Genomic DNA, 24,908 nt, shown 5'->3' with positions numbered 1-24,908 from the left:
CCGATGACCAGCCGAGCTACAATCGCCTGTCTCGGGGCCGGCCGCATGGGCCGCGGCATCGCCGTCGCGTTCGCCTACGCGGGGCATATGGTCACGATGATCGACATCAAGGCCCGTCCAGCCGAAGATTTCGACAGGCTGGAGGCAGATGCGCTCGGCGAAGTCACGAAGACCTTTGCCAGTCTGGCGAAGCTGGGGCTACTGACCGAGGCGGATGTCGATCCGCTGAACGCGCGGGTCTCGGTGGTGCCCGCCAGTCAGAGCGAGGCGGCACTATCCGATGCGGGAATAGTCTTCGAGGGAGTCCCCGAGATCGTCGAGCTCAAGCGGGATGTGCTGGGGGCGGCCTCAAAACAAGTCGGCCCCGATACGATCATCGCATCGACGACATCGACCATCCTGGTCGACGATCTCTCGGGCGCAATCGTGAATCCTCGCCGCTTCCTCAATGTGCACTGGCTCAATCCGGCCTATCTGATCCCGCTGGTCGAGGTTTCGCCCGGCAAGGCCACCGATCCAGGCATCGTCGAGGAGGTCAAGGCGCTACTCGAAGGCATCGGCAAGGTCCCGGTGGTCTGCGCGGCGACGCCCGGCTTCATTGTTCCGCGCATCCAGGCGCTGGCGATGAACGAGGCCGCGCGCATGGTCGAGGAAGGCGTCGCTAGCGCCGAGGAGATCGACAAGGCGATCCGCTACGGCTTCGGCTTCCGCTATGCCGTGCTCGGGCTGCTCGAATTCATCGACTGGGGTGGCGGCGACATTTTGTACTACGCCAGCCGCTATCTCGAAGGCGCACTCGGCAGCGACCGCTATCGTGCGCCGGAGGTCATTTCGCGGAACATGCAGGAGGGCCGGATCGGCCTGCGAACGGGCGCAGGCTTTCTCGATTATTCAGGTATGGACATCGACGCCTATCGGGCAAAACGGCTTCAGGCCATGGTCGACCTGCTTCGGCACTTTGACCTGGCGCGGCCACCAGTGCTCGATCGCGGTTAGCCGAAGACGTCCTGCAGCACCCCTTCGCGCACCACCGCAATGCCGTCGAGCTCGATCGTCGTACCCATCATCGGCAGATCGAAATGGCCCGCCGTGTAACGGCCGGCGAATTCGTTGGCACCGGTCGAGAACAGGAAGTTGCCGGAGACAGCACGAATTTCCGTGCCGTTGGTGTCGCGCTGGTCATACATCGACAGCGCCTCGTAGCGCGCGCCGGGATTCATGCCGAAGCCGACATGCGACACCGCATAGGCTTCCCGATCGCCCCAGGCGGCAAGATAGGCGCGCATCATTGCGGCATCCGTGCCCTCGCCTTCCAGCTCGACGACATAATCGTCCTTCAGCGTCATCTTCACCGGCGAGGTCAGGTAACGCTTGAAGGTCAGGTTGATGTCGCCGGGCGCCATCACCAGCGTGCCGTTGATCGTTCCGCTCTTGGGGAAGCTGACGACGATGCCGCCGGGCCAATGCGCCAGCGTACCGGGCTTGTCCGTCCACCCCCACACGCCGACCGTGGACGCGCCGACCATATCGACGTCGAGCGCCGTGCCGGCTTTTGACGTCACCCGCATCCGCTTGGTCCCGCGCAGCATCTTTGCCGCCGCGCGAACGCGCTTCTCGAGCGCGGAATCCGGCACCATCCGCTCCAGCGCTTCGGGATGCTCGTTGGAGATCACCAGGATGCGCGCGCCGGCTTTGAGGATCTCGGGTGTCTCCACCGCATGCATCAGTCCCTCTATGGTGCAATCCACCACAAAGCCGGCTTGTTGAAGCGCGGTGATGACCGGGCCGAGCCGCTGGATCGCCTCGCTCGCCCCTGTCGAGCGAACCGGAACGATATTCCGGTTACGCGGGGTCGGCATGACCACGTGAAACGGTCGCGCGCCCATCCGCAGCAGCGCGAGCTCCGCCAGATGAACGTTCAACGCACGTGACTGGGTTTCCGAGAGGATCGCCGCGGTATCGCCGGCCTTGACGGCGCATCGCTCAAAAATCTCGCAAAATGCGTCGATCCATTTTGCCTCAATGCGATCAGCCAGCATGGTCTACTCCCGGTCTTCCTGTTTCTTCTTCGTCAGTTCATGCTTCGGGAAAACCCCGCAGCAGATACGCGCGCACTGCCCCCAGCAGACCATTGAGGATCAGGCCCAGCAGCGAGATCGTGATCAGCGGCACGAACATGTCGACGGCCTGAAAGGTCCGGGCCGCCGTGACGAGCACATGTCCGAGCCCGTCGCTCGACGTGATCATCTCCGCCAGAAACACCACGATGCAGGAAATGACAAGGCCGATCCGGCAACCGGTCAGGATCGACGGCATCGCGGCCGGCAGCACCACCTTGAACAGGATCTCATAGCGCGGCGTTCCCGCCGCCATGGCCGACCAGATCAGCTTCTGCTCCACCGTCGACGCGCCGTAATAGGTAGACAACAAAATGGGAAAGAGTGCATCCGCTGCCACCAGCGTGATCTTCGATCCGTGACCGAAACCGAGCAGCAGCAGCAATGCTGGATAGAGCGCGACCTTGGGCAAGGGCGCGAGCACGCGAACGATTGGCCGAACCACGGCGTTGATGGCCGGACTGGCGGCGGCGGCGATGCCGATGCTGACACCGAGCACGACGGCAATCGCGAAGCCTGCAAACAGCCGGATCAGGGTCGCCGCGATCTCCTGCTGGAACGTCCATGTCACGAGTTGCTGAAGCAACCGGCTGAAGACGTATCCCGGCGGCGGCAGCAAGACCGCAGGCGCGAAGCCAAATGATACAAGGCCTTGCCACAGCGCGATCACCAGCACGATCGGCGCAAGCCCAAGGATAATGCTGGTGGAGCGAAGCTGCGGCATCATGAGAAGCTCAGCGGCATGTCGAACTGCGGTTCCGACCAGCGCACCAGTCTTGCGCGGACCCGCTCGAAGATCGCATCGAGGCAAATTCCCATCGCCCCCACGATGATGATCATCGCAAAGACGGTGTCGTATTGGCCCATGTCGAGGGCATTGAACAGGATATTGCCGGCGCCGGACTGACGGGCGATCATCTCGCTCGTAATCATCGTGATCAGCGCCAGCACGAGTCCCGTGCGGCAACCGGTCAGAATTTCCGGCAGCGCCGCCGGCAGTACGATCCAGACCAGCCGTTGCGCAGGCGAAAGCCCCATCGCGGCACCCGACCACAGCATCTTCTCTTCCACCGCCTTGGCGCCCTCGAAGCTGTGATAGATCACGGGCAGGCTGACGCCGAGAAAGATCACCAGCGTCTTCGTGATGTCGCCGACGCCGAGCCACAGCATGATGATCGGCATCAAGGCTGCCTTCGGCACAGGGTAGATCACCATCAAGAGCGGATTGAAGAATGCCGCGACGGCCCGGCTGCGGCCCATCAACAGGCCGAGTGGGATGGAGATCAGCACCGCCACCCCGAACCCGATCGCCATGCGGCGGAGCGAGGCCAGGATGTTGATCAGAGATTCCTTGTCGCCGAGAATGTCCGGAATCGCCCGAATTGCTTCGATCGCCGTTGGAAAGCTGTCATTCTTCAACGCGAGGGACGCCGCCTGCCAGATCGCGAGCAATCCGATGCAGGCAAGCACCGGGGCAGCACGTCTCGCCAGGGCGGTGGGCGACATCATGACGGAGACCCGACAGGGTCGGTCTCGTCGAACATGCGCTCGATATCGACAACGTATTTCTGGTAGCGTGAATCGAGCAGCAGCTCGCTGCGGCGGCGCGGCCGCGGCAGATCGATGTCGATGACCTCGCGGATGCGGCCGGGAGACTTCGACATCATCACGACCTTGTCTGACAGGAAAACCGCTTCGTCTACCGAATGAGTGACGAACAGCACCGTCTTGCGATCACGCTCCCAGATATTCAACAGATCGTTCTGCAGCCGCGTTCGCGTGTGAGCATCGAGCGCGCCGAACGGCTCGTCCATCAACAGAACCTCAGGATGGTAAGCCAGCGTTCGAGCCAGCGCTACGCGCTGCTTCATGCCGCCGGACAGCTCCTTGGGATAGAAGTTCTCATAGCCCTTGAGCCCGACCATTTCGATCAGGGCCCGGCTCTGTGCTTCCGCCTCGGTGGTGCGCACGCCCTGCTGGCGAGGGCCATACATCACATTGCCCAGCACGGTCTTCCACGGAAACAACGCGAATTCCTGAAATACCGGGCCGCGATCCGGCCCTGGTCCCGTGATCGTCCGTCCCCTGATCTTCGCTGAGCCGCTGGTGGGGCTGACGAAGCCGCCGACGACGTAAAGCAATGTCGACTTGCCGCAGCCGGACGGACCAAGGATGGAGACGAAGGCTCCCTCCTCGATTGCCAGCGAGATGTCCGATAGCGCCACATGGTCCTTGCGCGCCGAGGTCTGAAATACCTGCGAGACGTTCTCGATCTCGATGATTGCAGAAGCCGGTTTTTGCGGCGTCACCGGTCTCACCCATTCGCTCGATCTCGAAGGCACTACCTTCATCCCGTCTCACTTCATTCGCGCGAACCCTGCGCAACAGGCTTGCTAAACATCCTTCGTCAGCGACGCGAGCTTAGCAAGAAACTTGCCAGACCATTGGCTGTTTTCGGGCAAGTGCGCCGCGTCATCCGAACCAGGGCCATTCCGCAGGCCCCTCATGCGTCACGGCCCCCCCCGGTGCCTGGCCAACCAATCGCGCATATTTCGCCAGCGCACCGGCACGATGACGAGGCGGACGCGGCTTCCAATCGTGTCGGCGAGCAGTGAGTTCTTCCTCGTCGACCAGCATATCCATCCGCCGGTTCGCTGCATCGATCCGGATCCTGTCACCATCGCGTACCAGCGCCAGGGGACCGCCGACGAAGGCCTCGGGAGACACATAGCCGATGCACATTCCGCGCGTGGCGCCGGAGAACCGTCCATCCGTGATCAGGGCCACCTTCTCGCCCATGCCCTGTCCATAGATCAGCGCGGTGACCCCGAGCATCTCGCGCATGCCGGGGCCGCCTACCGGCCCCTCGTTTCGGATCACGAGAACCTCGCCCACCTGATAGGTGCGATCACGAACCGCAGCGACGCAGGCCTCCTCGTCTTCGAAAACGCGCGCCACGCCTTCAAAGAACTGACTCTTCAGGCCCGCGACCTTGATGACCGCGCCGTCGGGACAGAGGTTTCCCTTCAGCACCGCGACGCCGCCATCTGGCATGATCGGCGCGCGAGCCGCGTAAACGACCTCTCCGTCAGGTGCATTGGCGGCGCCGTATTCTTCGGCAAGTGTACGGCCCGTGACAGACAAACAGCTGCCATCAATATGCCCGCTCTGGATCAGCTCCCGGATCACCACGGCGGCACCGCCGATATCGTAGACGTCCTTCGCTGTATATTTGCCTCCAGGCCGCAGGTTTCCGATCAGCGGGGTCCTGGCAAAAACCTCGCCGACATCATCGATCGTGAATGCGATGCCGGCCTCGTTCGCGATCGCTGGCAGATGCAGCGCAGCATTGGTCGAACCGCCCGTGGCGGCTACGATTGCCGCACCGTTTTCCAGGGATTTCCGCGTCACGATGTCGCGCGGCAAAGGCCCGCCGCGCTCCAGCATTTCCATGACGAGGCGCCCGGCCCGCCTGGATATCTGCGCGCGTTCGGCATAGACACCCGGCACCATCGACACGTTAGGAATGGTGAGGCCCATCGCCTCCGAGACCATCCCCATGGTGTTAGCAGTGAATTGGCCGGCGCACGCGCCGATGGTCGGCAGGCAGGCCCGCTCAATCCGCTCGAGCGTGGCGCCGTCGATCTCTCCGGTCATGAAGCTGCCGACAGCCTCATAGGAGTCGAGCACGGTCAGGGTCCGCCCGTCCACGCGGCCCGGTAGCGCGCTGCCGCCATAGATGAAAATAGCCGGCACGTTACAGCGGACCATGCCCATCATCACGCCGGGAAGCGTCTTGTCGCATCCGCCGTATCCGATCAGCGCATCGTAGGCGAGACCATGGACGACGGCTTCGATCGAGTCGGCAATCAGCTCCCGCGAAAAAAGGGAGAACTTCATCCCTTCGTGATTCATGCTGATACCGTCGGAAACCGACACGGTCGAAAACTCGCGCGGCGTGCCGCCGGCCTCCTCGATTCCGGTCTTGGCCGCCGCGACCTGAAAGTCGTGCGTCATGTTGCAGGGCGTCTGTTCGCCCTTCATGCTGACGACGCCCACCATCGGCTTGGCAATCGCAGCGTCATCGAGCCCCATGGCGCGCATGAATGCGCGGTGCGGAGCCCGGTCGAGGCCATCCGTCGTGATCCGAGATCGGAGCTTCTTCATACGTGCATCATCTTCATGCAACGTCCCGGATCATCCTGGACGCCGCGACCTTCTCGCTCGGTTCATTCGCCCGATCGCCTATTGCAGCGGAGCGACAATCGTCGAATGCTTGAATTGCGCGACATCCAATTTTGGCAGCATCCCTGTCTCCGCGTAGATGTCCAGCATCTTCTGGATCGCGGGGAAATTCGGTGCAGCGCCCGGATCGCGGCCGAAATCATTGTCCTTGAGCAGATAGGTCTCGAGAACCGGAATAGGTGCCTTCAGGACTTCGTTGACGACCTTCAACGTCTCTTCGCGGTTCGCCAGCGCTTTCTTCATGCCAGAGGTAATGTCACGCACGTAAGCCTTGACCAATTCCGGGTTCTTGTCGACGAAATCGGCACGGCAGGCTTCCAGGATGTGCACGATGTTCGGCATCGCCTGCGACAGCGAGAACAGTTTGCGCGTGCCACCCTTTGCCTCCGCGCGCGCGGCAAACGGCTGGTTCATGTTGACCGCATCGACGCGGCCCTGCCGCAACGCATCTTCGGAGACGGCAAAGCCGACCTCGACCAGCTTGATGTCCTTGGCCGGATCGATGCCATTCTGCTTCAGCAGCAGATTGAACGGGCCCTGGGTGCCGCCGCCGATCACGGAGATACCGACCGTCTTGCCTTTGAGATCGGCGATCGTCTTGATCGGGGAGTCGTCCATGACAGCCCAATAGACCGAGAAACCGCCGGCCTTCTCGAAGACGTGCTGCGCCACGATGTAGGCCTTGAGGTTGCCGCCAACTACGCCGTTGGCGAGCGACAGCGGCGCCTGCGTCGCGCAATCCAGCGCGCCGGCCGCCAATGCCTGCGTCATCGGAGCGGTGCCCTGAAACTGGGTCCATTCGATGTTGTAGGCCTTGCCGATATTGGGAAACTCAGCCGGGCGGCGCATCATCCAGTACTTGGATTCTTCGGCCGGAATCGTCCAGCCGACACGAATTGTCTGCTGCGCCCATGACGGGCCTGCGCTCGCGCTCACGGCCGCTGCCGCCCCCAAAGCCAGGATCCACTTCGAAACGGTTCGCATCGTGCCCACTCCGCTGCCCAGGCGCCGACCGGCGCCATCCAACCCGACCGCGGCAAATGTTTCATGGTTCAAACAATCAAGCAAGCCATGCCGGCCGGGGCGGTTTCGTCGTGAGTTGCGCGATATATGGTAATGCAGCGCCGCGGACCGACAGATGGAGGCAACCTATGGCTGAAGCGAGCAAGACAAACCCGCAAGGCGCCGAGCGGCTCGGCTATCTAGGCCTTGGACTGATGGGGACACCGATGAGCCGACGCCTGCTCAACGCCGGCCATCAGGTCGCTGTCTGGAACCGTTCGGAAGGAAAGATGGCCGCGCTCGTGGAGGCCGGTGCCAGGCGTGCAGCCACCCCCCGCGACTTGATGGAGAGCTCGGACATCGTTTTCATGTGCGTGACGGATGCGGCCGCCGTGGAAGAGGTGATCTTCGGGCCCGCGAGCATCTCAACAGCGCCCGGCGCGGGTAAGCTCGTGGTCGACTTCTCGTCCATCCATCCCGATGCCGCACGGGACCTTGCAATGCGATTGTTAGCTGCGAACGGCGCGGGTTGGATCGATGCGCCGGTGTCCGGTGGTACCAAGGGCGCCGAGGAAGGCACGCTTGCCATCATGGCCGGCGGAAAAGCCGGCGATATCGAGCGGGTCCGCCCCTACGTGCTCGCCATGGCACGCAGGTTCACCCACATGGGCCCGACCGGCGCCGGCCAGACCACAAAGCTATGCAACCAGGTGATCGTCGGATGCGCAATGGCCGTTCTTGCGGAGGCAACACGCCTTGCAGTGAACGCCGGAATCGACGCCAACCGGTTGCCCGAAGCACTCGCCGGCGGCTTTGCTGACTCCATTCCGTTGCAGCTATTCGTGCCGCGAATGGTTCAGGGCATTCACTCACCGCCGCTTGGTCACATTGCGACAATGCTCAAGGACCTCGACACGGTCGCCGATGTCGCGCAGACGACGTCGACACCGGTGCCCATGGCCTCGCTTGCCGGACAACTTTTCAGGCTCGCCAAGGCCGCGCGAGGCGCGGATGCGGATGCGCTCGAAATCTACAAGCTTTCGGCGGGGAGCGCTAAACCATCGAGCGCGAACTGAAGCACGCTTGCACTGACTGCTTGCGCTAGCCGTCGGCAAGAAATCGGCCGAACGCGCCGCGCGCGAAGAGCAGCGGCTCCTTCGTATTGTAAGTATAGGCCTCGACTGCACCGAGAAAGATCACGTGGTCGCCGCCGTAATAGCGATTGACTGAGCGGCATTGAAAATTGGCGACGCTCTCGGCGAGCACCGGCGCGTTGCCGAGGCCCGGCGTCCACTCGACACCGGTGAACTTGTCATCAGACGACTTGGCGAATTTGCTCGCAAGCGCCTGTTGCGAAACGCCAAGCACGTTGACCGTGAAATGACTGGCGTTCTGGAAGATGGTCAGACTAGAGGAATAGACGACCAGGCTCCAAAGAACCAACGGCGGATTCAGCGAGACCGAGGCGAACGAATTGCACGTCAGGCCATAGGGCTTGCCGTCAGGAGCCGCGGCCGTGATGATCGTCACCCCCGTGGCGTAGGTGCCGAGCGCGCTGCGAAAATCACGGGGATCGATCGGCGAGTTGTCGCTCGCGAGTTCGTTGCCCGGATCGGGAACGGCCGGCTGCTTCGGCAGATCATTCATCGGCCGGCCTCACAGCGTGAGATTCTCGGACGGCAGGCCCAGTGCCACACGTCCATAATTGGTCCCGGCCGCATCGAAGTTGAACGCGAGATGCGAATTGATCGCGTGCGCATCGCGGAACTGCCGCTGCAACGCGCCCGTCGTGAACAGGCCTCGTGCTCCGCTCGCGGCAAACAGCATCGACACCGCATCCGTACAGAAGTTCACTGAAAAGGCGCCGTCGCGCCGATATCTGGTCTTGATCGCCATATCGGGGAGATGACCCCGCCTTGCATCCTCCATGGCATTCAGACAGGCCGAGCGCATGATCAGGCGTGCAGCGTCGATCTTCGCCGACGCCTCCGCGATCTTGATCTGGGTGCTTTGAAAGTCGCTCAGCCTGGCGTGATTGTAGGTGGAAATGCGATGACGGACGACCTCCGCATAATCGTCGAGACACGCCTGCGCGTTCCCCAGCGCGACGCCGGAGAGGACGTAGGGAAATAGCGAGAACACCGGGAGCGCATACAGCGGGTTGGGATTGAGCTTGCTTCCCGGCGTCGGACCGCCGTCAAGATCGCCGACCGCGACCGTCATATCGTCGGGCACGAAAGCGTCCCTGACCTCCACGTCGCAGGACCCTGTCCCGCGCAGCCCCGCGACATTCCAGGTGTCGAGGACCTTGTAGTCGGCTTTCGGCAGCAGAAATATCCGATATTCAATGCCGTCTGCCTCATCGTCGGAGTAGACCACGCTCGCAAGCATGTTCCATGCGCAGGAGGCAACGCCCGAGGAGAACGGCCAGCTGCCATGGAGCCGGTATCCGCCCTCGACTCTCGTGGCACGTCCGGCGGGAAAAATGAACGAGGACGCGATCAGCGCGTCCGGGTCACGGCCCCAGACCAGCTCCTGCGCCGTCGGCTCGAACATGCCGAGCATCCAATGATGGCTCGCCAGATTGGCCAGATTCCATGCCACCGAGGCGTCCGCTTGTCCGAGCAGGTCCGCGCAATCGATCAAGGCGACATAATCGAGTTCTGCGCCGCCAATGCGCTTGGGCTGAAGCATTCGGAACAGGCCCGCGTCGTGCAGATCCTTCTCCGTTTCGGGCGGCAGATGCCGCAACTCCTCCGTCCGCGCCGCCCGCTCCCGCAGCCGTGGGACGAGCGCGCGGGCCTTCGCGACCATTGCCGCATGGGCAGGCTCATCGGGTTGCGCCCCTGCGGGTCGGCCCACGCTCGGCTCTTGACCAGGCGCCATTCGCATCCCTCGCTTTCATGCATTTATGCGGCGAGACCCTTGCCAAATCAAGCCGAGGCGGCGCTAGGGCGCGATTTGCACGTCCCAAGGGAAGGACCGCTTGGGTTCAAACCTGCTCCGACGGCTTGCCCGATCCAAAAGCCCCCTTTTGGTTGAACTCCGAGATCCGACGCTCGTCGTAACCGAGCGTGTCCCGCAAGACCTGCTCCGTATGCTCGCCCAGCAACGGAGCAGCCACAGGGTCAATCGGGCCGGTCAAACTCATCGCAATCGGCGGCTCGATGTTCGGGACCCACCCCGCCGTACGATGTGGAATCCGGTTCAAGCGATGGCGCTCTCGCGCCTCCGGTGCATTGAACCCCTCCTCGACCGTCCGCAGATAGCCGACCGGGATATTGGCCAGCTTCATCTTGGTCATCCAGTTTTCGAGAGTATCGCTCGCGAAGACCTCCGCGATGGCTGCCCGCAGAAGCTCCTTGTTCTCGGAACGCGCCTTGCGCGAGGCAAACCGCGGATCGGTGATCAGATCCGGCCGGTTCAGCACCTCAACAACCAGCCGGCGATAGAGCCGGTCGTTCGCGCAGGCCATGTAAAGCGGTCCATCGGAGGCCTCGTACACGCCGACGGTAGGAGAGCCACTCGGCGAATTACCAAACCGGCCGGGATTTTCGCCGTTGATCAGATAGGCCATGCCATAGAAGCCGGTCATGCCCATCGCGACGTCGAACAGGGCGACCTCGACATGCTGGCCGCGACCGAGCCGATCCCGCACCAACAGCGCCATCAGAATGGCGTTGCAGGCAGACATCCCCGTCGCCATGTCTACGATCGGCGGGCCGGTGCGAACCGCCGGGCCATCAGCAAATCCGTTGAGCGACATGAAGCCGCTTTCCGCCTGCGTGATCGGATCAAAGCCGGGACGCGAGGCAAACGGTCCGGTGCGCCCGTAGGCGGAGATCGAGCAATAGACTAGCCGCGGATTGAGCGGCGCAACTGTTTCATGGTCGAGGCCAAATTTCTTCATGACCCCGCTGGAGAAGTTCTCGACGACCACGTCCGCCTTGCCAATCAAATCCAGCGCGATCTCACGAGCCTCCGGCACGGTAAGGTCGAGCGTGATGCCACGCTTGTTGCGATTGAGACTCAGATAAGCGGCACTCTCTCCACCGATCTCGGCGTGTTCATACGCACGCGTGTCATCGCCTCCGTCCGGATTCTCGATCTTGATGACGTGCGCGCCGAAATCAGCAAGCGTCTGCGTACAAGCCGGGCCGGCAACCACACGCGTGAAATCGACGACCAGCAGACCGTCGAGCGCGGTAGGCGCCCCCGTCGCCCGCGACGAACGTTCCGGCAATTGAGGCTTGGTGGGCATCGACGGCGCTCCCTTACATCGGTTTATCGTTACCGAATTTCCCGCAGGAGCAAACTTAAAGCCCGGCACCGCTGACTTCGCAAGTCCTTCGCCCGCATCGCTTGAATACGCAAAAAGGGCCCGGCAGCTGTCAAGCTGCCGGGCCCTTGGACGTTCCGTGTTGCGCCTCATCTCGCGCGAACCATTTTTACGTTGCGGGAATTGCGTTCCGCACCACGGGAAACCTGGCTCCATTCGCTCAGCGAAGCCGCTTTCGCCAGTAAAGCGTATGGGCCCAAGCCCAGGGCACATGGGGTTCAAAGAGCCGATAGCCCGCCCGGATGAAATTATTGGCGGACACCGGATTGTCCGTCGTATCCGAGACGATGCTGTCCCACCCGATACGCCGTGCCCTTGCCTCGATCACACGCATCAGCCTGCACTGGAGGTCACGTCCCCGGTGCCGCTGCAACACACCGACCCTGGAGAAATAACCGCCATTTCGAATGTGCGTTGACGGCACGACACCGGCGAAGGCTACTGGCTCATCGCCGTGATAGGCAAGCCACCACGCCCCTAACTCGAATCGTGGCAAGGGAGCCGCATCGAAGAACGTCAACCGGTGAAGATCGGCCAATGTATCGGCGATGTCGTCATCGGATCCGTCGACGATGCGAATTCTGTACATGAGACGGTCCGTTGGCGAAGGACGACGTGAGTGGAATGCAGCAATGTCGTCGCGGCTGAGGCTCACTTGCCGAGCACGACCTTGACGCTTAGCCCAATCACACCCATCAGACCGGTGGCGATCACCGTAATCACGGCCTTGAGCGTGTAGCTCTGCGCCTGCTCGACGCTCGTTCGCCATCGGCGCAAGTGCTGAAAATCGGCCCTTAGCTCCTTTCGGTCGTCATCTTCGATTCCGAAAGACGCCAGCACCAATGCCACCGTCCGCAATACGATGGCATCGATGTTCGCCTGCTGAAGCCTGTGTTGCTCGGCCAGCGTCTCGGCAACGATCGCCCTGATTTCGTCATCTGCCATCTTCACCGCTTGATGATCCTTTCAATGTTCTCGAAGCTGCGCATGGCGAAGTAGGAGACAACCAGATTGGCTCCGAAGGCCGCAGCGGCGCGAGCACTGGCCCAGCGCCGCGGGCCGGCACATTCGCACGTGCGCGGCCAGCAATAGTACGGCCGGCGGCGCACCAGATTTGACGAGTGCGTGGCCGCAGCGCGCCGCCGCCGTCCGATCTCGATCGAGACGAAAAAAACCGCGGCGAAAGCTTTCCGCGCGGGTGAACTAAGCTCGTTTCGATGATGCCATTCTGCCAGTGTTTTCGCAGACGTGTCAAAAGAACGAATTCGCTTAAGCAGCGTTAGCCGATCAGGAGGGCCGGCAGATGACACTCAAGACGACCTCACAAAACACGTCGCCAAATCTTGCAGGACGAAAGCCGCGCATCGACAAGGAGCGCGACACTCAAGAAGCCGTCGTTGAAAACGCCGGCGACACGGAGGACAAGGACTGCGATCTCGTGCATGGCGAGGGCGGCCCCATCGACCTTCCCACCAAACCCGGCGATTTGTCGAAGGACGACTAGGCCACTCCGCAGGCGGGGGCGCATCTTGATCTTGCCGTTCTGCGGCGCCTTGCACGAGGTGTGAAACATCGCTCGTTCGACCAGGCCGTGCTGGAACTTACGCCACGGCGGGCGCGTTTATTCCTTCAGAAGGAACGTTGTGCGATGAGCCATACCGTACTGGTTGTTGACGACGATCCCAGCGTGCTCGACGTCATCGTGGACATGCTGGAAGATCTCGGCTGCGAAGTCATCAGCGCCCGGAGCGCCCCCGATGCGCTCGACCGGCTCAAGCAGAACCAGGAGATCTCAATCCTCATCACTGACATCAACATGCCCGGCATGGACGGTCACGAACTGGCCGAGCGGGCCAGGCGAAACCGCCCGGAACTGAAGATCCTGCAATTGTCCGGGCGTGAACCCCGGCGCGACGGCCTTCCCATGATCAGCAAGCCGTTTTCGTTCGAGGAACTCGCCAGCACCATGCAGCGGACCACCGGCATCTGCTGAAGGGCGCAAGCCCAGAAAACCCAAAACAAAACCCGCAGCGGATCGCCTCCGCGCGGGTCAAACCAAACTCTTTTCGATGATCGCATCATGCCGGTGTTTTGCCCGACGTGTCAACGCGGCGAACGAGGACAAAGGATTCCCTCTCCCCACTCAGATATGTGGTGTGCAACGGGCTTGCTTCAAGCCCCCGACCCTGCCGTAGAACCCTCGACCCGAACACCATCAAACGCGAGGGGTCATCACATGCCTGTACTGCTTCCGACGTCCCGGACGCGCGGCCACGCCAAAGGGGCCGGCGCCCGCCACACGCAAGACCAATTGAAAGACCATGCCGTGGTGATCGCCGGCGGTGGCCCGACCGGGTTGATGCTAGCCGCGGAGCTCGCGCTCGCGCATGTCGACGTCGCCGTCGTCGAACGGCGCGCCGATCAGGAACTGGTCGGCACGCGCGCCGGCGGCTTGCACGCGCGCAGCATCGAGATCCTCGACCAGCGCGGCGTCGCGGATCGTTTCCTGCGCGAAGGACAGATCACCCAGCTCGCGGGCTTCGCCTGGACCAGGCTCGACATCAGCGACCTCCCCACCCGGCACGCTTACGGGCTGGCCCTGCGGCAGAGCCACATCGAGCGCATCCTGGCCGACTGGGTCAGCGAGCTCGCGGTGCCGATCTATCGAAACCGCGAGGTGACGAGTTTTGCGCAGGACGAGACCGGCATCGACATGACGCTGTCCGGCGGCGAAACCTTGCGCGCGAATTATCTGGTCGGCTGTGACGGCGGCCGCAGCCTGGTGCGCAAGGCCGCCGGCATCGACTTCGCAGGCTCCGATCCGACGCTGAGCAACCTCATGGCCGAAGTCGAGATGCGCGACGAGCCCGCATGGGGCCTGCGCCATGACGCGCTCGGCTTTCACGGCCTCAGCAAGACCGAGAGCGGACGCGTGCTGGTGGTCGTGACGGAAGCGACACTCGATCGGACGGGCGAACCCAGCTTGCGCGATCTCAGCGAAGCCCTCGTCGCCGTGTACGGCACCGACTTCGGGCTCCACAACCCGTCCTGGATCTCCCGCTTCACCGATGCGGCGCGGCAGGCGGTGTCCTATCGCAAGCGTCGCGTGCTGCTCGCCGGCGATGCCGCGCATATCCATCACTCCGTCGGCGGACAAGGCCTCAACATTGGCGTGCAGGACGCCGTCAATCTCGGCTGGAAGCTCGCACAAGTGGTCAAGGGCCTGTCGCCCGACAGCCTGCTCGACACCTACCATTCCGAGCGGCATCCTGTCGGCGCGCGGACCTTGCGCAACACCATGGCGCAAATCGCCCTGCTCCGCCGCGGCGAGGACGGCCTCAAGGCCGCGCGTGAGGTCGTCTCCGAACTGCTCGGCATGGACGAACCGCGTAAGCGTTTTGGCGCGATGATGAGCGGGCTCGACGTGCACTATGATCTCGGCAAAGGACACGCACTGCTCGGGCGCCGCATGCCCGATTTCGATCTGACGGTCGAAGGGCGTCCGCTGCGACTATTCACGCTGCTGCACGACGCGCGGGGCTTGCTGCTCAATTTCGGCGAGAAGAGCAGCTTCGATACCGCACCATGGGTTGATCGCGTCAAAACAGTGGATGTCGAACACGACAGCGCCTGGGAGCTTCCGACCGTCGGACAAGTCGCAGTACCAAGCGCCGTGTTGGTGCGGCCGGACGGGCACGTGGCCTGGGTGAGAGATCAAAGCGATGATGGACTTGCGGACGCGCTGACGAGGTGGTTCGGGGCGCCTGCGGCGTAGTAACGGACGAATTTCAACAAATGTCGCACGTTTCGGCGCATACATCAGCACGACCACGTCTGATCCCTACGTAGCGACACTGCGCGCGTACTGAGCGACGCTTGTGCATTTGGCTTCGTATAGAACCGACGAAGCCGAAGAAAAGGCGCGTCCACGTAGGTGAAACTGATGACCCCGATCGGAATCATCAGGGTGAAACAGGCGAATGACCACGCCAGCGCAACGTAGAAGTTCGAGATGCCCATCAGGTGGCGTTGAACGAATTCCGCTACTTGAAACACGAAGAACGTATGCAGCAGGTAGATGGAATAGCTATATTCGCCGATCTTCGATAACGCCCATGAAAGGCCGGCGCCTCCCAGCCTGAAGCTGGTGTCATAGTAGGCGATAAGCGACGAGTAGGCCCGAATATGGTCAAGCCCGATGAAGTGCAAGCCGGATGATGACCTCAATTGTCGCCCTCAATTATCGAAAGTTAGACGCGCGGAAACCCAAATGGATTCGGGCCTTAGAGATAGATGAGCAAGCAACTAACGTTTAAGGTCAGGTTTCTCACGAGAGTTGTGTCGGTTCTCGAAGTGGTCAATTGAAGGTCTAACGATCCGTTACTCGGCTCTTAAAAATGTCCGCAATGGGTGTCACTTGCCGCCATCTTGGATCTGGCGATGATGTCCAATAACGGCCTTGACGGAATACAGCGGGCGGCGGTGGCCTGGCTCCGCCTCATCGAGCCTAGGAGATCGTGCGTTTCCTGAGCCAGCCGATCAAAGCGGGCCGCACACCAAATCCAATGATGACTAGGATTATCGCCCAGTTTCGCGGGATGTCGCCTTCGAAGACAAGTAATCGAGCCACGGCCGCTGACACAAAAAGCCCGGCACCAGCTGCAGTCCACTGCGCAGGCGTCAGATCGAGTCCTTTGTTGATCGGCAAGCTCACGACTATTTCTTTGCGAGGGCGGTTCCGGTGAGATCCTCAACCGAAGATGCAGCGTAGGGTCCCCCGGCGCTTTCGTCGACCCGAAGGCCGCGGTGCGAGGCCTATCTCGAGGCGGAAAAGTCTTCCAACTCCCGCAAGGGCTACGCCACTGATTGGGCTGACTTCATCGGCTGGTATGGACAAGTTTCCGAGGGTCCGCTGCCAGCTCTTCCGATCGTCGCCCGTTACCTAGCGCAGCTCGCTGACTGCGGGCAAACCATCCAGCGACGCGTCGCGGCGATCCGCAGCGCCCTTCAGGGCAGTCGCTGCTAGCCACTCCCTCAGGGGAAAAGCACTGCAAGAACGCCGTCGACGAAGGCCTGACACTCAGCATGCGTTTTGAAGGCGCCCTTGTACTTGCCGAACAAGAAAACGGTTCGGCCGTGTCCCTTTCCGAAGAAGTATTGGCCCACGTGCTGCCCGCTCCCATCCTTGAGTTCAATGGTTAGGAGGCTCTGGGCTAATTTGAGGTCCGTTTCGGGTAGCGTAATCTGCACGGTATGAGTCCCCAGGATTGAGCTGCCCCGACAGTTTAGTATGACCTGCACCGACTATGCATCATGGCTCTGGTGTCCGTTAGGGACGGTTATCGGATGTCATAACAAGCTGATGAGCATGTCGGCTAAGGCCAGGAACGGACATCGGTTGGCAAGACGGCAGCGCGTTGGCTGCATCTTGCCCTAAATCTCAGCCGACGAGCTGTGCATTCCCTTGCTGATCGGGGCTTGAGCCATTTTGCCAAAGTCCGCAGCCGACAGCGAAATTCCAGAGGGCGTATCCGAGCACAGCTTCGCCGTCGACCTGATCATGCTGATAGAGGATCACACAAACGTTTGCCGCCAGCACCCCAAAAGAATACGCGACATAGGCGCAAGCGAATCCGCGCCAGAACCTGCGAGGAAGTACGTTGATCTTGAAAGCCATCAGCACAAGACCGATGGTCACCAGCACCTGAACCACCATCTCCTGCAAGCTATGAGGGGTGGCCGCCGGGCTGGTGATAAGCCAACACATGAACAATAGGTTTAAGAGTGCAAAAAGCTTCCAGCCCACCTACACCTCCTTATCATTCGCCCCCAGGTAGAGAACGTGAGTGAATTTCTCGCTGACAGGCTTGGTTTAACTTGAGTTGCGGCGATAGCTCAAAGCGTCGGAAAACGGGAGATTTCGGCGACGATCATCGGATCGGACCGCCTCTCTCAGCTCTGCAATTCGCGTAAACGTCACCCTCCCCGCAATGTGTTAGACCAGATCGATAAATACGCTGAGGCACACGGCTTCACACGCTCGGGCCTTCTGACCCAAGCCGCTAAAAAGCCGATGGCCGAGGCCTCATAAGGAAAGCCCGAGATGATTTCTCGGGCTTTTCTATTGCTTCTTAGCTGGCGCCAGCTTCTCGGGGCTTCAGCTTCATCTTGAAAAATCCACTTCGAAGATGCGCACCCATCGGCCGTGGCGGCGCTGCTGCTCGAGCCGATGCGAAGACGCGTCCAAGTAGTTCGCATCCAAGTGCAAGTCGCCAATCTCCCGCACCGCAAAATGAGTAAGCCGCTCCACCCGCTCAAACCGGCCGCCATCGGCCCGAAAGATTCTTCCAAACAAACTAGCAAATGACACAGACGGCGCGAAACCGGCGGCCTACGCTTGACCCATCACCGCGCCTCACTCGGCATCGATCGGCAATGACGCCGGGGTTGCGCTCCCGCCTGCTCGCACGATGGACATGCCATGCAGAAGCGCCGACGTTTCAAGCAGACCACGACACTCACCGAACGGCTCGCCGAGGAGGCCGCGCGGCTGCGCGAAGAGGCGCGCATGCTCGCGCCGGGGCGCCGCCGCGAGATGCTGCTGCGCAGGGCGCGGCAGGACGAGACCGCCATGCACATCGACGCCTGGCTGCAATCGCCAGGGCTGAGGGCACCGTCATGACCCTACAATATCGCGCCTATCTGGTCGGCGACAACGGCGTGTTCCGCTCCGCCGAAGCGTTCGAGGCCGCCTCCGATGCGAACGCCCTCACCTTCGCGCAGCAGTTCACGCGGCACGGCAAGGTCGAGGTCTGGCAGCTCGGCCGCAAGATCGCCGTGCTCGAGCCCGAGTCATTCCCGCCGGACTTTCTCACGCGTCAATGATCGCGTGATGTCGAGGGCGGCCTGAAGGTCTCGAACGCGAACGAGAACTTGACCTGCATCACGGGACCCCTGGCATCGCGAACGTCGATCGCCATGGTCTGCCTGCCGCCCGCGGGCGGCGCGGAGAGGATGGCATCGCGCGCCATGTCCGCGACCGACTTGGCGGCCTCCGCCTGAACGGCGCGCGCGCTGGCCAGCTCCAACCCTTCCTCGTCGAGCGCTACACCGGTGTCGTCGCGCAGGTCGAAATAATATCGGGGCATTGCAGCATCCTTTGCCCGTAACAGGTCCGAAACGGCCAAAGGGTTTCCGGCGGCGGCGAAAAAATCTGGTGGAATCAACAGGTTCCGGGAACCCAGAGTTTCCCGACCGGCGCCTGCAATTCGCCTGCGTGTACCCATCTCAGGTCGATCCGGCAGGCCACGAGCGCCGACCGCGCCGCCGCTCCCCCGTCCTCTCTCATTCCAACGAAGGAGGATTTCGCCTGCTGTGTGCGCGGCGTCACGGAAGCACGCGCCATGTCCGCCTATCACTCATCCCACGACGACGGCATGAGACAAAACAAACAACCAGACAGGTGGACCATGACGAAGACCTTGATGATCACGAAGATGGCGGCAGCGATCGTGTTGGCCAGTGTTGCGGCAGGCGTTGCGAGCAGCTCGGCGCAGGCCGGCTGGGGCGAGAACGGACAGTATGGCAACGCGCCGCAGGCCCGGCCCCAATTCGGTCCCCATTTCAACGGCTATGGCGGCAACGGCGGCCAGCGCCCGGTCGTCTATCCCGGCCCCCGGCCGATGCCCCAGGTCGTCGTCTATCCGCGGCCCGCGCCGCCGGTCTATATCCCGCCGCAGGTCGTGGTCCGGCCGGTCCAGTATCCGGTGGTCGTGAACAGGCCGGTGTACGTTCCGACGCCGCAGGTGGTGGAAAAGACGGTCGTCGTGCAGCGGCCCGCCACCGTGGTTGCGGCACCGGTCGCAGCGGCTGCGCCCGCTCCGGTGGTCAACAACAACTGCAACTGCCTCGTGAAGGAATATCCGCAGGCCGGCGTCGTGGTGTTCAGGGATATCTGCACCAAGGAAAGCGCGACCTACACCAACCTGCCGCAGCAGACCACGCAGGCCGTGCTGCCGCCGACCCAGTAATCGCGGGAGCCGGGCTCAGGATACGATGACCAAATCGAACGCGGCAGCATCGCTTGCCGCGTTCGTGTCTTTCCTTGAAGCGAAAGCGACAGGTGCGAAGCGACAGGGGCGAAACGACATTCGGCCCTTCACTCCTCCGCAAGCTTCCCGACGATATAGGCATCCACCGTTTCGGCGAACGAGCGCTGCACGCCGACCGCGGTCCCATGCTGGTCGAGCGCGTCGCGCTGGAGCACGCGCAGCCCGCGGCCACGCATGCAGACCGGCGCCGTGTTCAGATATTGATCGATGGCGCCCTTTGCGAGCGGGATGGCCTTCGGGTCGCCCCTTGCGATCAGAAGCCGCAAGAGGCTCTGGCATTCGGCCAAACCTGGCATGGGATCAGCGCCTCACGCCTGCCGCGATTTCGCCGGCCGCTTGACCGGCTGGGTGTGAGTGCCGAACAGCGCCAGCAAGAACGCGACTTCTTCCTTCGAACCAACCTCGATCATGATGATCTCCTTTTCGCTAGGTTGGTCGGGGCCAGCGGGCGGGGCGTTCGAGACTATCTGGTTTCAGCACTGTTTCAGGCGTGTTTCGTCGGGGGCGCGCCAGCAAATTAGGAACAGCTTTTGGGATGAAGAAGTTATTCGGGCGTCGGTCCGGATGCACGACCGGCACCTCCCCAACGGCCTCAGCTCGCCCCCCCGGGCTGGGGCCGTTTCTCCGCCCGCGAAAATTCAACCCGAGCCCGCGTTCTGGTCTCGCATCGGCTTCTCCCAGGACAGCTTGTTGCAGCCGGAACACCGGAAGATGGCAATCGCCCCCTCGGGTGAACTGACCGCGTCGATGAATGTCATGGGCTTGTTGCACGCGGCACACATCGGCCGCTGCCTGCTGTCTCGGTTCGCCATGCGCGCAAACGCGGGACAGAGCAGGAGGTTTCTATCGTTCTGCTCTTCGCTGTTCCTTAACGCCTGCCACCTAGTTTTTCCCGCGGCGCTTGAGAGGACGTGGGGTTCGCGTGATGGCTGTGAAATGTGCGGGATGTGCCGACGGGACCGAGCTCCCGTTCCAGTTCAAGATGGCGTTTCAGCCGATCGTCAATGTCGTCGAACACCGGATCTGGGGCTATGAGGCCCTGGTGCGCGGTCCGAACGGCGAAAGTGCGCATAGCGTCCTCAGCCAGCTCACCGACCAGCAGCTCTACCGCTTCGACCAGGCCGCCCGCGTGCTGGCGATCGAAACCGCAGGCGCGCTGTTCGACGACCCGGAGGCGCGGCTCTCGATCAACTTCCTGCCGAACGCGGTGTACGAGCCGCGCGCCTGCATCCAGAAATCGCTGGAGGCCGCGCGGCGCGCGAGCTTTCCGACCTCGAAGCTGATGTTCGAGTTCACCGAGAACGAGCGGATGTCAGATCCGGCGCATATCGAAAACATCGTCCGCGCCTACAAGGAATTCGGGTTCTGGACCGCACTGGACGATTTCGGCGCGGGCTATGCCGGCCTCAGCCTGCTCGCCCGGTTGCAGCCGAACCTGATCAAGATCGACATGGAGCTCGTGCGAGACATTCAGCTCAGCCATCCCAAGCAGGTGATCGTCTCCGCGGTGGCCGCGATCGCGCGCGAGCTCGACATCACCGTGCTGGCCGAAGGCGTCGAGAGCGAGGCCGAGCTCACTTCCTTGCGAGCCGCCGGGATCGCGCTGTTCCAGGGTTACTATTTCGCCAAACCGGGCTTCATGTCGCTGCCGCAGGTTGCGGGACTCCAGCGGCTGGATGTTTCAGTCGCCATTTGACGAGAGAGGCGGGCCGTTTTCAGGGTCCGCGCTTCTGCGTGACGAGCCGCAGCGCGATGCCGTGCTGCCAGGCGCGCACCCTCACGGCGGCTTCGCTGCGACCAAGCTCGCCGGCGATCGCGTCCGGCCGCCAGCCGGCTTCGGCCAACGCCTTCAGCCGCTCGTGCTCTTCCGCTGTCCACTTCTTCAACAACGGGTAGCGTGATTGCATGGTCGGAAGCTGTCTCGCCTTGCGTGGTCGATGCAGGCGACAAGCGAGCGCAACAGGCGAAGTTCCTATCGGACGTTGTTCTGAGATCTGCGATGGGGCGTCCCGCAGATGGGCCGACGACGGCGCTCGCTCAGATCCAGACGTCCTCGCGGCACGAGTCGCAGCGATAGATCACGATCGAGCAATCGCGCCTCACGTCGAAGATCGAGGTCAGGCAGCGCGTGCCCCTCTCGCATTTGGGGCAGGCCGGCCCCGGCTTGAAATGCTGATCCGGCCTCGTTGCCGGGCCTTGCTGTTCACTGCTCATCTCATTCCTCATTGGAGGACTGAGTTCCTAAGTGCCAAAGTGGACATTCGTTCCAATGGCGCGGGCGGTGCTTCTCTTGGAAGCGAGGGCCTAGGCGCCCCATGATCGCGCGCGCTTGTCGTCGGCTTCGTCCTGAACCATCAAGCGGGCTTGTCCTGAACGATCAAGCCGGCTTGGTGTTGACGGGTCCCCCCCCCGCAGTTCGTCCAGGCTCTCGAGTGTGCAGATGCGCGCGGCGCGGCGGGCCAGCTCGTCGTAATTTTCCGCCACCTTGCGCAGCACGTCCCGCGTCTCGGGGTATTCGCAATTGTCGGCCTTGGTGCGGAATTCTTCCGCCCGCATCCGCCAGTACCGCGGAGGGTGCATCCGCTCGGCTCCCATGGGCCACTCCCCTGGATTGGTCCAACTGTTCATGTTTCTTAATGAAGAGCACGTCCCGGAGTTCCCGCGCAGCTGTTCCGATTCCGATCACACGTGCAGATTGCGCACGGTCTGCAGCTGACGACGACAGCATCTCGCGGGAAAGATCGACTTTAGTTCAAATGCAGCAGGGCGGATTCGGCAGGATGCAAGGGGTTCGCGCCATGCTGGAACATGTCCCTTGCGACAGACGCAACGGGGATGGCTCGGAGAGATCGTCGATGTATGTCGTCGCCGCCGCGTTGCTGGTGCTGTCGGGACTGTTCTACTCCGCGAGCCATCACGAGATCGGCTCGTTCGGCGTTACCATGTGCACCTATGGCAGCGCGTTCTGCGACAACCCGCTGATCGTCTTTTCCGGCGCCGCGCTGGCCGGCGCCTGGGGCATGTTCGTCAGCATCAAGTAATCCCGACGCACGCGCTTGGGGGACAAACGTCTCGCCGTGTCCGTGCGCGGGTTGCGGACTGCGGACTGCGCGACGGTCTCCATGGCGGGCCGGTCGCGCCGGGGATGCGAAGGCGACACCGAATATTCTGCGATGATGCACTTATACAGGTGTTTTGCCCGACGAGTCAAAGGCGATTAGCTTTATCAGAAATCAGCGAGGAGCCCGTTGCCGCTGGCCCGGGAACCTTGTTCCATCATTAGCATTTGTGAAGGACGCGACCGACCGGACCCCTCCTGTCATGACCGACGATGCCCTCACCCCCACGAAATCCGCGCCGACGCTATTGCAGAGGCTGGGACCGGGTCTCGTCACCGGGGCCGCCGACGACGATCCGTCCGGCATCGCCACCTATTCGCAGGCCGGCGCGCAATTCGGTTACGGACTGCTCTGGACGGTGTTTCTGACCACGCCGTTCATGATCGCCATCCAGCTCGTCAGCGCCCGGATCGGCCGCGTCACCGGCAAGGGGCTCGCCGCCAACATCATGCAGATCGCGCCGCGCTGGGCGGTGCTGTCGCTCGTCGCCATGCTCGTCGCCGCCAACACCTTCAACATCGCCGCCGACATCGCGGCGATGGCGGAGGCGCTCTCGCTGGTAATCGGCGGCCTCAACCACGAGCACGCGCTGATCTTCGCGGCGGGCTCGACCCTGCTGCAGGTGTTCCTGCCCTATCGGCGCTATTCGCCGGTGCTGAAATTTCTCACCTTGGCGCTGTTCGCCTATGTCGCGACCGCCTTCACGGTCGAGATCCCGTGGAGCACGGCGCTGCTCGCGGCGGTGTGGCCGAAGACGAATGTCAGCGCCGATTATTTCATGATGGTCGTCGCCGTGCTCGGCACCACGATCAGCCCGTATCTGTTCTTCTGGCAGGCCTCGCAGGAGGTCGAGGAGATGAACCAGGGCAAGCGCGACAAGCCGCTGCGCGAGCTGAAGCGCGGCGGCAGTCCGGAGCTGGCGCGCATCCGGGCCGACACCCTCTCCGGCATGCTGCTCTCCAACGGCATCGCCTTCTTCATCATCCTCACCACCGCCTCGGTGCTGCACGCGAATGGCGTCACCAACATCAATTCGGCGACGGAGGCCGCCGAAGCACTGCGGCCGCTCGCCGGCGACTTCACCTTCGCCCTGTTCGCGACCGGCATCATCGGCACCGGCCTGCTCGCGATTCCGGTGCTGGCGGGCTCGGCCGCTTACGGCGTCGCGGAGATCTTCGGCTGGCGCGCGACGCTGGAGGCGAAGCCCGACGAGGCGGTCGGCTTCTACACCATCATCGCCGCGGCGACCGCGATCGGCTTCGGCCTAGGGTTCACCGGGATCGATTCGATCCACATGCTGGTCTGGAGCGCCGTGCTCAACGGCATCGTCGCCGTTCCGATCATGGCCATGATGATGCTGATCGTGTCGAGCAAGGCGATCATGGGCCGCTTCAAGGGCAGCTCATGGCTCGTCGCGCTGGGCTGGCTCGGCACCGCGCTGATGGCGCTGGCCGTGCTCGCTTTGCTCGGCGCGTCCGCGATCGGCTGACCAGCCTTTCACTAACCTTGCGACAAGGCGGCCGATATCTGCGAGGCGATGACGAGGGCCGCGAACACGGCCGGCACGCTGATGAAGCGCAGGAATTGGTCGATCGAAAGCATCACTGTCTCCCCCAAGACAAATAGCATCTCCGCCCGCCGCGCTATTCAACCCCGTGCGCGGCGTGCTGATCGGCCGTCAGAAACTGATCGGAAATGGCGGCTCCACCCATCGTGAGCAGCGCCAGGATCGAAATCACAGCCAGAAATTTCATGGCCGGAGGGTCGATCCCGATTGTGGCCAAAAACGTCAAAGCATGGTCCCTTTTCAGGACGATCCCGGGAAAGATCATGGCTGTCCCCACCGGATTCCCCCGACTTTCCCGCCGAAGAAAGGCGGCAAAGCGCCCCCGGCGCAGCTGCCCGGGCTTCACTGCGCAGGGCCATTAGCTTAACAGTTGCGGCTGGAGCGGGGCTTGCGAGCCGGCCAAAACAA

The 24,908-nt window shown here is 62.4% G+C and carries 31 protein-coding genes; 11 read left to right on the top strand and 20 right to left on the bottom strand.

All coding sequences use genetic code 11. From position 1 onward, the window contains the following. Positions 1-3 precede the first annotated feature (3 nt). Positions 4-996 (top strand): 3-hydroxybutyryl-CoA dehydrogenase, encoded by a 993-nt coding sequence (locus AC0L3J_RS22020; RefSeq protein ID WP_473348285.1) that lies wholly within the window; start codon positions 4-6, stop codon positions 994-996. On the opposite strand, the gene AC0L3J_RS22015 is transcribed toward AC0L3J_RS22020, so the two are convergent. The 6 genes from AC0L3J_RS22015 to AC0L3J_RS21990 all read right to left on the bottom strand — a co-directional run bounded on the left by AC0L3J_RS22015 (position 993) and on the right by AC0L3J_RS21990 (position 7,346). Then, positions 993-2,039 (bottom strand): 2,5-dihydroxypyridine 5,6-dioxygenase NicX family protein, encoded by a 1,047-nt coding sequence (locus AC0L3J_RS22015; protein WP_456768932.1) that lies wholly within the window; start codon positions 2,037-2,039, stop codon positions 993-995. The genes AC0L3J_RS22020 and AC0L3J_RS22015 overlap by 4 nt on opposite strands. 37 nt (positions 2,040-2,076) lie before the next feature. Further along, positions 2,077-2,844, bottom strand: coding sequence for an ABC transporter permease (locus tag AC0L3J_RS22010; RefSeq protein WP_007612726.1), 768 nt, complete (start codon positions 2,842-2,844; stop codon positions 2,077-2,079). Then, a complete protein-coding gene (locus AC0L3J_RS22005; protein WP_473348284.1) occupies positions 2,841-3,626 on the bottom strand; it encodes an ABC transporter permease in 786 nt (261 codons plus the stop codon). The genes AC0L3J_RS22010 and AC0L3J_RS22005 overlap by 4 nt, the downstream gene beginning before the upstream one ends. Beyond that, positions 3,623-4,468, bottom strand: coding sequence for an ABC transporter ATP-binding protein (locus tag AC0L3J_RS22000; RefSeq protein ID WP_473348283.1), 846 nt, complete (start codon positions 4,466-4,468; stop codon positions 3,623-3,625). The genes AC0L3J_RS22005 and AC0L3J_RS22000 overlap by 4 nt, the downstream gene beginning before the upstream one ends. Before the next feature lie 121 nt (positions 4,469-4,589). Beyond that, on the bottom strand, positions 4,590-6,284 hold the full coding sequence (gene ilvD / locus AC0L3J_RS21995; RefSeq protein WP_473348282.1) for a dihydroxy-acid dehydratase: 1,695 nt from the start codon (positions 6,282-6,284) through the stop codon (positions 4,590-4,592). 78 nt (positions 6,285-6,362) lie between these two features. Further along, complete coding sequence (locus tag AC0L3J_RS21990) at positions 6,363-7,346, bottom strand: ABC transporter substrate-binding protein (protein WP_007601560.1); 984 nt, start codon at positions 7,344-7,346, stop codon at positions 6,363-6,365. Here AC0L3J_RS21990 and AC0L3J_RS21985 point away from each other — a divergent pair. Next, entirely contained in the window at positions 7,274-8,440 is a 1,167-nt protein-coding gene (locus tag AC0L3J_RS21985; RefSeq protein ID WP_473348281.1) for an NAD(P)-dependent oxidoreductase, read from the top strand. The genes AC0L3J_RS21990 and AC0L3J_RS21985 overlap by 73 nt on opposite strands. Before the next feature lie 25 nt (positions 8,441-8,465). Here the strand turns inward: AC0L3J_RS21985 and AC0L3J_RS21980 are convergent, their stop codons facing one another. From AC0L3J_RS21980 to AC0L3J_RS21960, 5 genes are all read right to left on the bottom strand, one after another. After that, a complete protein-coding gene (locus AC0L3J_RS21980) occupies positions 8,466-9,011 on the bottom strand; it encodes a flavin reductase family protein (RefSeq protein WP_473348280.1) in 546 nt (181 codons plus the stop codon). Between the two features lie 9 nt (positions 9,012-9,020). After that, the gene (locus AC0L3J_RS21975; protein WP_473348279.1) at positions 9,021-10,250 is read right to left on the bottom strand and encodes an acyl-CoA dehydrogenase family protein; all 1,230 of its coding nucleotides are present in this window, start codon (positions 10,248-10,250) and stop codon (positions 9,021-9,023) included. A gap of 106 nt (positions 10,251-10,356) precedes the next feature. Next, positions 10,357-11,625, bottom strand: a complete 1,269-nt coding sequence (locus AC0L3J_RS21970; RefSeq protein WP_473348336.1) for a CaiB/BaiF CoA transferase family protein — start codon at positions 11,623-11,625, stop codon at positions 10,357-10,359. 238 nt (positions 11,626-11,863) lie between these two features. Next, the gene (locus AC0L3J_RS21965; protein ID WP_473348278.1) at positions 11,864-12,292 is read right to left on the bottom strand and encodes a GNAT family N-acetyltransferase; all 429 of its coding nucleotides are present in this window, start codon (positions 12,290-12,292) and stop codon (positions 11,864-11,866) included. Positions 12,293-12,354: 62 nt separating this feature from the next. Next, a complete protein-coding gene (locus AC0L3J_RS21960) occupies positions 12,355-12,654 on the bottom strand; it encodes a hypothetical protein (protein ID WP_456768923.1) in 300 nt (99 codons plus the stop codon). A 352-nt stretch (positions 12,655-13,006) separates the two neighbouring features. Here AC0L3J_RS21960 and AC0L3J_RS21955 point away from each other — a divergent pair, with 352 nt between their 5' ends. From AC0L3J_RS21955 to AC0L3J_RS21945, 3 genes are all read left to right on the top strand, one after another. Continuing rightward, on the top strand, positions 13,007-13,207 hold the full coding sequence (locus AC0L3J_RS21955; RefSeq protein WP_456768922.1) for a hypothetical protein: 201 nt from the start codon (positions 13,007-13,009) through the stop codon (positions 13,205-13,207). Between the two features lie 60 nt (positions 13,208-13,267). Continuing rightward, positions 13,268-13,696 (top strand): response regulator, encoded by a 429-nt coding sequence (locus AC0L3J_RS21950; protein ID WP_473348277.1) that lies wholly within the window; start codon positions 13,268-13,270, stop codon positions 13,694-13,696. Between the two features lie 243 nt (positions 13,697-13,939). After that, a complete protein-coding gene (locus tag AC0L3J_RS21945; RefSeq protein ID WP_473348276.1) occupies positions 13,940-15,478 on the top strand; it encodes an FAD-dependent monooxygenase in 1,539 nt (512 codons plus the stop codon). Positions 15,479-15,522: 44 nt separating this feature from the next. On the opposite strand, the gene AC0L3J_RS21940 is transcribed toward AC0L3J_RS21945, so the two are convergent. The 3 genes from AC0L3J_RS21940 to AC0L3J_RS21930 all read right to left on the bottom strand — a co-directional run bounded on the left by AC0L3J_RS21940 (position 15,523) and on the right by AC0L3J_RS21930 (position 17,509). Next, complete coding sequence (locus tag AC0L3J_RS21940) at positions 15,523-15,912, bottom strand: hypothetical protein (protein ID WP_473348275.1); 390 nt, start codon at positions 15,910-15,912, stop codon at positions 15,523-15,525. Positions 15,913-16,210: 298 nt separating this feature from the next. Then, the gene (locus AC0L3J_RS21935; protein ID WP_456768918.1) at positions 16,211-16,417 is read right to left on the bottom strand and encodes a hypothetical protein; all 207 of its coding nucleotides are present in this window, start codon (positions 16,415-16,417) and stop codon (positions 16,211-16,213) included. Positions 16,418-17,143: 726 nt separating this feature from the next. Next, positions 17,144-17,509 carry a TDT family transporter gene (locus AC0L3J_RS21930; protein ID WP_456768917.1) on the bottom strand — a complete coding sequence of 122 codons (366 nt, stop codon included), beginning with the start codon at positions 17,507-17,509 and terminating at the stop codon, positions 17,144-17,146. Between the two features lie 675 nt (positions 17,510-18,184). Between AC0L3J_RS21930 and AC0L3J_RS21925 the strand changes: the two genes are divergently transcribed. Both AC0L3J_RS21925 and AC0L3J_RS21920 read left to right on the top strand, forming a co-directional pair. Continuing rightward, positions 18,185-18,385: a hypothetical protein gene (locus AC0L3J_RS21925; protein ID WP_456768916.1), complete on the top strand. Its 201-nt coding sequence runs from the start codon at positions 18,185-18,187 to the stop codon at positions 18,383-18,385. Continuing rightward, positions 18,382-18,588, top strand: coding sequence for a hypothetical protein (locus tag AC0L3J_RS21920; protein WP_456768915.1), 207 nt, complete (start codon positions 18,382-18,384; stop codon positions 18,586-18,588). The genes AC0L3J_RS21925 and AC0L3J_RS21920 overlap by 4 nt, the downstream gene beginning before the upstream one ends. Here AC0L3J_RS21920 and AC0L3J_RS21915 read toward each other — a convergent pair. After that, positions 18,582-18,851 (bottom strand): DUF6894 family protein, encoded by a 270-nt coding sequence (locus tag AC0L3J_RS21915; protein ID WP_456768914.1) that lies wholly within the window; start codon positions 18,849-18,851, stop codon positions 18,582-18,584. The genes AC0L3J_RS21920 and AC0L3J_RS21915 overlap by 7 nt on opposite strands. 321 nt (positions 18,852-19,172) lie before the next feature. On the opposite strand from AC0L3J_RS21915, the gene AC0L3J_RS21910 reads away from it, so the two are divergent. After that, complete coding sequence (locus tag AC0L3J_RS21910) at positions 19,173-19,733, top strand: hypothetical protein (RefSeq protein WP_027566625.1); 561 nt, start codon at positions 19,173-19,175, stop codon at positions 19,731-19,733. Positions 19,734-19,861: 128 nt separating this feature from the next. Here AC0L3J_RS21910 and AC0L3J_RS21905 read toward each other — a convergent pair whose 3' ends face one another. Then, a complete protein-coding gene (locus tag AC0L3J_RS21905; RefSeq protein ID WP_456768913.1) occupies positions 19,862-20,110 on the bottom strand; it encodes a hypothetical protein in 249 nt (82 codons plus the stop codon). A gap of 629 nt (positions 20,111-20,739) precedes the next feature. On the opposite strand from AC0L3J_RS21905, the gene AC0L3J_RS21900 reads away from it, so the two are divergent. Then, on the top strand, positions 20,740-21,510 hold the full coding sequence (locus AC0L3J_RS21900) for an EAL domain-containing protein (RefSeq protein WP_456768912.1): 771 nt from the start codon (positions 20,740-20,742) through the stop codon (positions 21,508-21,510). 19 nt (positions 21,511-21,529) lie between these two features. Here the strand turns inward: AC0L3J_RS21900 and AC0L3J_RS21895 are convergent, their stop codons facing one another. The 3 genes from AC0L3J_RS21895 to AC0L3J_RS21885 form a co-directional block, all read right to left on the bottom strand. Next, on the bottom strand, positions 21,530-21,721 hold the full coding sequence (locus tag AC0L3J_RS21895) for a hypothetical protein (RefSeq protein WP_473348274.1): 192 nt from the start codon (positions 21,719-21,721) through the stop codon (positions 21,530-21,532). 130 nt (positions 21,722-21,851) lie between these two features. Continuing rightward, on the bottom strand, positions 21,852-22,028 hold the full coding sequence (locus AC0L3J_RS21890; protein WP_456768910.1) for a hypothetical protein: 177 nt from the start codon (positions 22,026-22,028) through the stop codon (positions 21,852-21,854). A gap of 90 nt (positions 22,029-22,118) precedes the next feature. Then, on the bottom strand, positions 22,119-22,409 hold the full coding sequence (locus tag AC0L3J_RS21885) for a hypothetical protein (protein WP_456768909.1): 291 nt from the start codon (positions 22,407-22,409) through the stop codon (positions 22,119-22,121). A gap of 260 nt (positions 22,410-22,669) precedes the next feature. On the opposite strand from AC0L3J_RS21885, the gene AC0L3J_RS21880 reads away from it, so the two are divergent. Both AC0L3J_RS21880 and AC0L3J_RS21875 read left to right on the top strand, forming a co-directional pair. Further along, positions 22,670-22,855 carry a hypothetical protein gene (locus AC0L3J_RS21880; protein WP_007612773.1) on the top strand — a complete coding sequence of 62 codons (186 nt, stop codon included), beginning with the start codon at positions 22,670-22,672 and terminating at the stop codon, positions 22,853-22,855. A 280-nt stretch (positions 22,856-23,135) separates the two neighbouring features. Further along, positions 23,136-24,422, top strand: coding sequence for an NRAMP family divalent metal transporter (locus AC0L3J_RS21875; RefSeq protein WP_473348273.1), 1,287 nt, complete (start codon positions 23,136-23,138; stop codon positions 24,420-24,422). A gap of 154 nt (positions 24,423-24,576) precedes the next feature. On the opposite strand, the gene AC0L3J_RS21870 is transcribed toward AC0L3J_RS21875, so the two are convergent. After that, positions 24,577-24,765, bottom strand: a complete 189-nt coding sequence (locus AC0L3J_RS21870; RefSeq protein ID WP_473348272.1) for a hypothetical protein — start codon at positions 24,763-24,765, stop codon at positions 24,577-24,579. Positions 24,766-24,908: the final 143 nt, after the last annotated feature.

The sequence above is a fragment of the Bradyrhizobium sp. Kon37 genome, assembly GCF_055807535.1.
This window is presented reverse-complemented; position numbering and strand designations above follow the sequence as displayed.

Coding starts and splice junctions, on each gene's coding strand:
- AC0L3J_RS22020 (WP_473348285.1), top strand. CDS start 4: ATGACCAGCCGAGCTACAATCGCCTGTCTCGGGGCCGGCCGCATGGGC.
- AC0L3J_RS22015 (WP_456768932.1), bottom strand. CDS start 2,039: ATGCTGGCTGATCGCATTGAGGCAAAATGGATCGACGCATTTTGCGAG.
- AC0L3J_RS22010 (WP_007612726.1), bottom strand. CDS start 2,844: ATGATGCCGCAGCTTCGCTCCACCAGCATTATCCTTGGGCTTGCGCCG.
- AC0L3J_RS22005 (WP_473348284.1), bottom strand. CDS start 3,626: ATGATGTCGCCCACCGCCCTGGCGAGACGTGCTGCCCCGGTGCTTGCC.
- AC0L3J_RS22000 (WP_473348283.1), bottom strand. CDS start 4,468: ATGAAGGTAGTGCCTTCGAGATCGAGCGAATGGGTGAGACCGGTGACG.
- ilvD (WP_473348282.1), bottom strand. CDS start 6,284: ATGAAGAAGCTCCGATCTCGGATCACGACGGATGGCCTCGACCGGGCT.
- AC0L3J_RS21985 (WP_473348281.1), top strand. CDS start 7,274: ATGACGGGCCTGCGCTCGCGCTCACGGCCGCTGCCGCCCCCAAAGCCA.
- AC0L3J_RS21990 (WP_007601560.1), bottom strand. CDS start 7,346: ATGCGAACCGTTTCGAAGTGGATCCTGGCTTTGGGGGCGGCAGCGGCC.
- AC0L3J_RS21980 (WP_473348280.1), bottom strand. CDS start 9,011: ATGAATGATCTGCCGAAGCAGCCGGCCGTTCCCGATCCGGGCAACGAA.
- AC0L3J_RS21975 (WP_473348279.1), bottom strand. CDS start 10,250: ATGGCGCCTGGTCAAGAGCCGAGCGTGGGCCGACCCGCAGGGGCGCAA.
- AC0L3J_RS21970 (WP_473348336.1), bottom strand. CDS start 11,625: ATGCCCACCAAGCCTCAATTGCCGGAACGTTCGTCGCGGGCGACGGGG.
- AC0L3J_RS21965 (WP_473348278.1), bottom strand. CDS start 12,292: ATGTACAGAATTCGCATCGTCGACGGATCCGATGACGACATCGCCGAT.
- AC0L3J_RS21955 (WP_456768922.1), top strand. CDS start 13,007: ATGACACTCAAGACGACCTCACAAAACACGTCGCCAAATCTTGCAGGA.
- AC0L3J_RS21945 (WP_473348276.1), top strand. CDS start 13,940: ATGCCTGTACTGCTTCCGACGTCCCGGACGCGCGGCCACGCCAAAGGG.
- AC0L3J_RS21925 (WP_456768916.1), top strand. CDS start 18,185: ATGCAGAAGCGCCGACGTTTCAAGCAGACCACGACACTCACCGAACGG.
- AC0L3J_RS21920 (WP_456768915.1), top strand. CDS start 18,382: ATGACCCTACAATATCGCGCCTATCTGGTCGGCGACAACGGCGTGTTC.
- AC0L3J_RS21915 (WP_456768914.1), bottom strand. CDS start 18,851: ATGCCCCGATATTATTTCGACCTGCGCGACGACACCGGTGTAGCGCTC.
- AC0L3J_RS21910 (WP_027566625.1), top strand. CDS start 19,173: ATGACGAAGACCTTGATGATCACGAAGATGGCGGCAGCGATCGTGTTG.
- AC0L3J_RS21905 (WP_456768913.1), bottom strand. CDS start 20,110: ATGCCAGGTTTGGCCGAATGCCAGAGCCTCTTGCGGCTTCTGATCGCA.
- AC0L3J_RS21900 (WP_456768912.1), top strand. CDS start 20,740: ATGGCTGTGAAATGTGCGGGATGTGCCGACGGGACCGAGCTCCCGTTC.
- AC0L3J_RS21895 (WP_473348274.1), bottom strand. CDS start 21,721: ATGCAATCACGCTACCCGTTGTTGAAGAAGTGGACAGCGGAAGAGCAC.
- AC0L3J_RS21890 (WP_456768910.1), bottom strand. CDS start 22,028: ATGAGCAGTGAACAGCAAGGCCCGGCAACGAGGCCGGATCAGCATTTC.
- AC0L3J_RS21885 (WP_456768909.1), bottom strand. CDS start 22,409: ATGGGAGCCGAGCGGATGCACCCTCCGCGGTACTGGCGGATGCGGGCG.
- AC0L3J_RS21880 (WP_007612773.1), top strand. CDS start 22,670: ATGTATGTCGTCGCCGCCGCGTTGCTGGTGCTGTCGGGACTGTTCTAC.
- AC0L3J_RS21875 (WP_473348273.1), top strand. CDS start 23,136: ATGACCGACGATGCCCTCACCCCCACGAAATCCGCGCCGACGCTATTG.
- AC0L3J_RS21870 (WP_473348272.1), bottom strand. CDS start 24,765: ATGATCTTTCCCGGGATCGTCCTGAAAAGGGACCATGCTTTGACGTTT.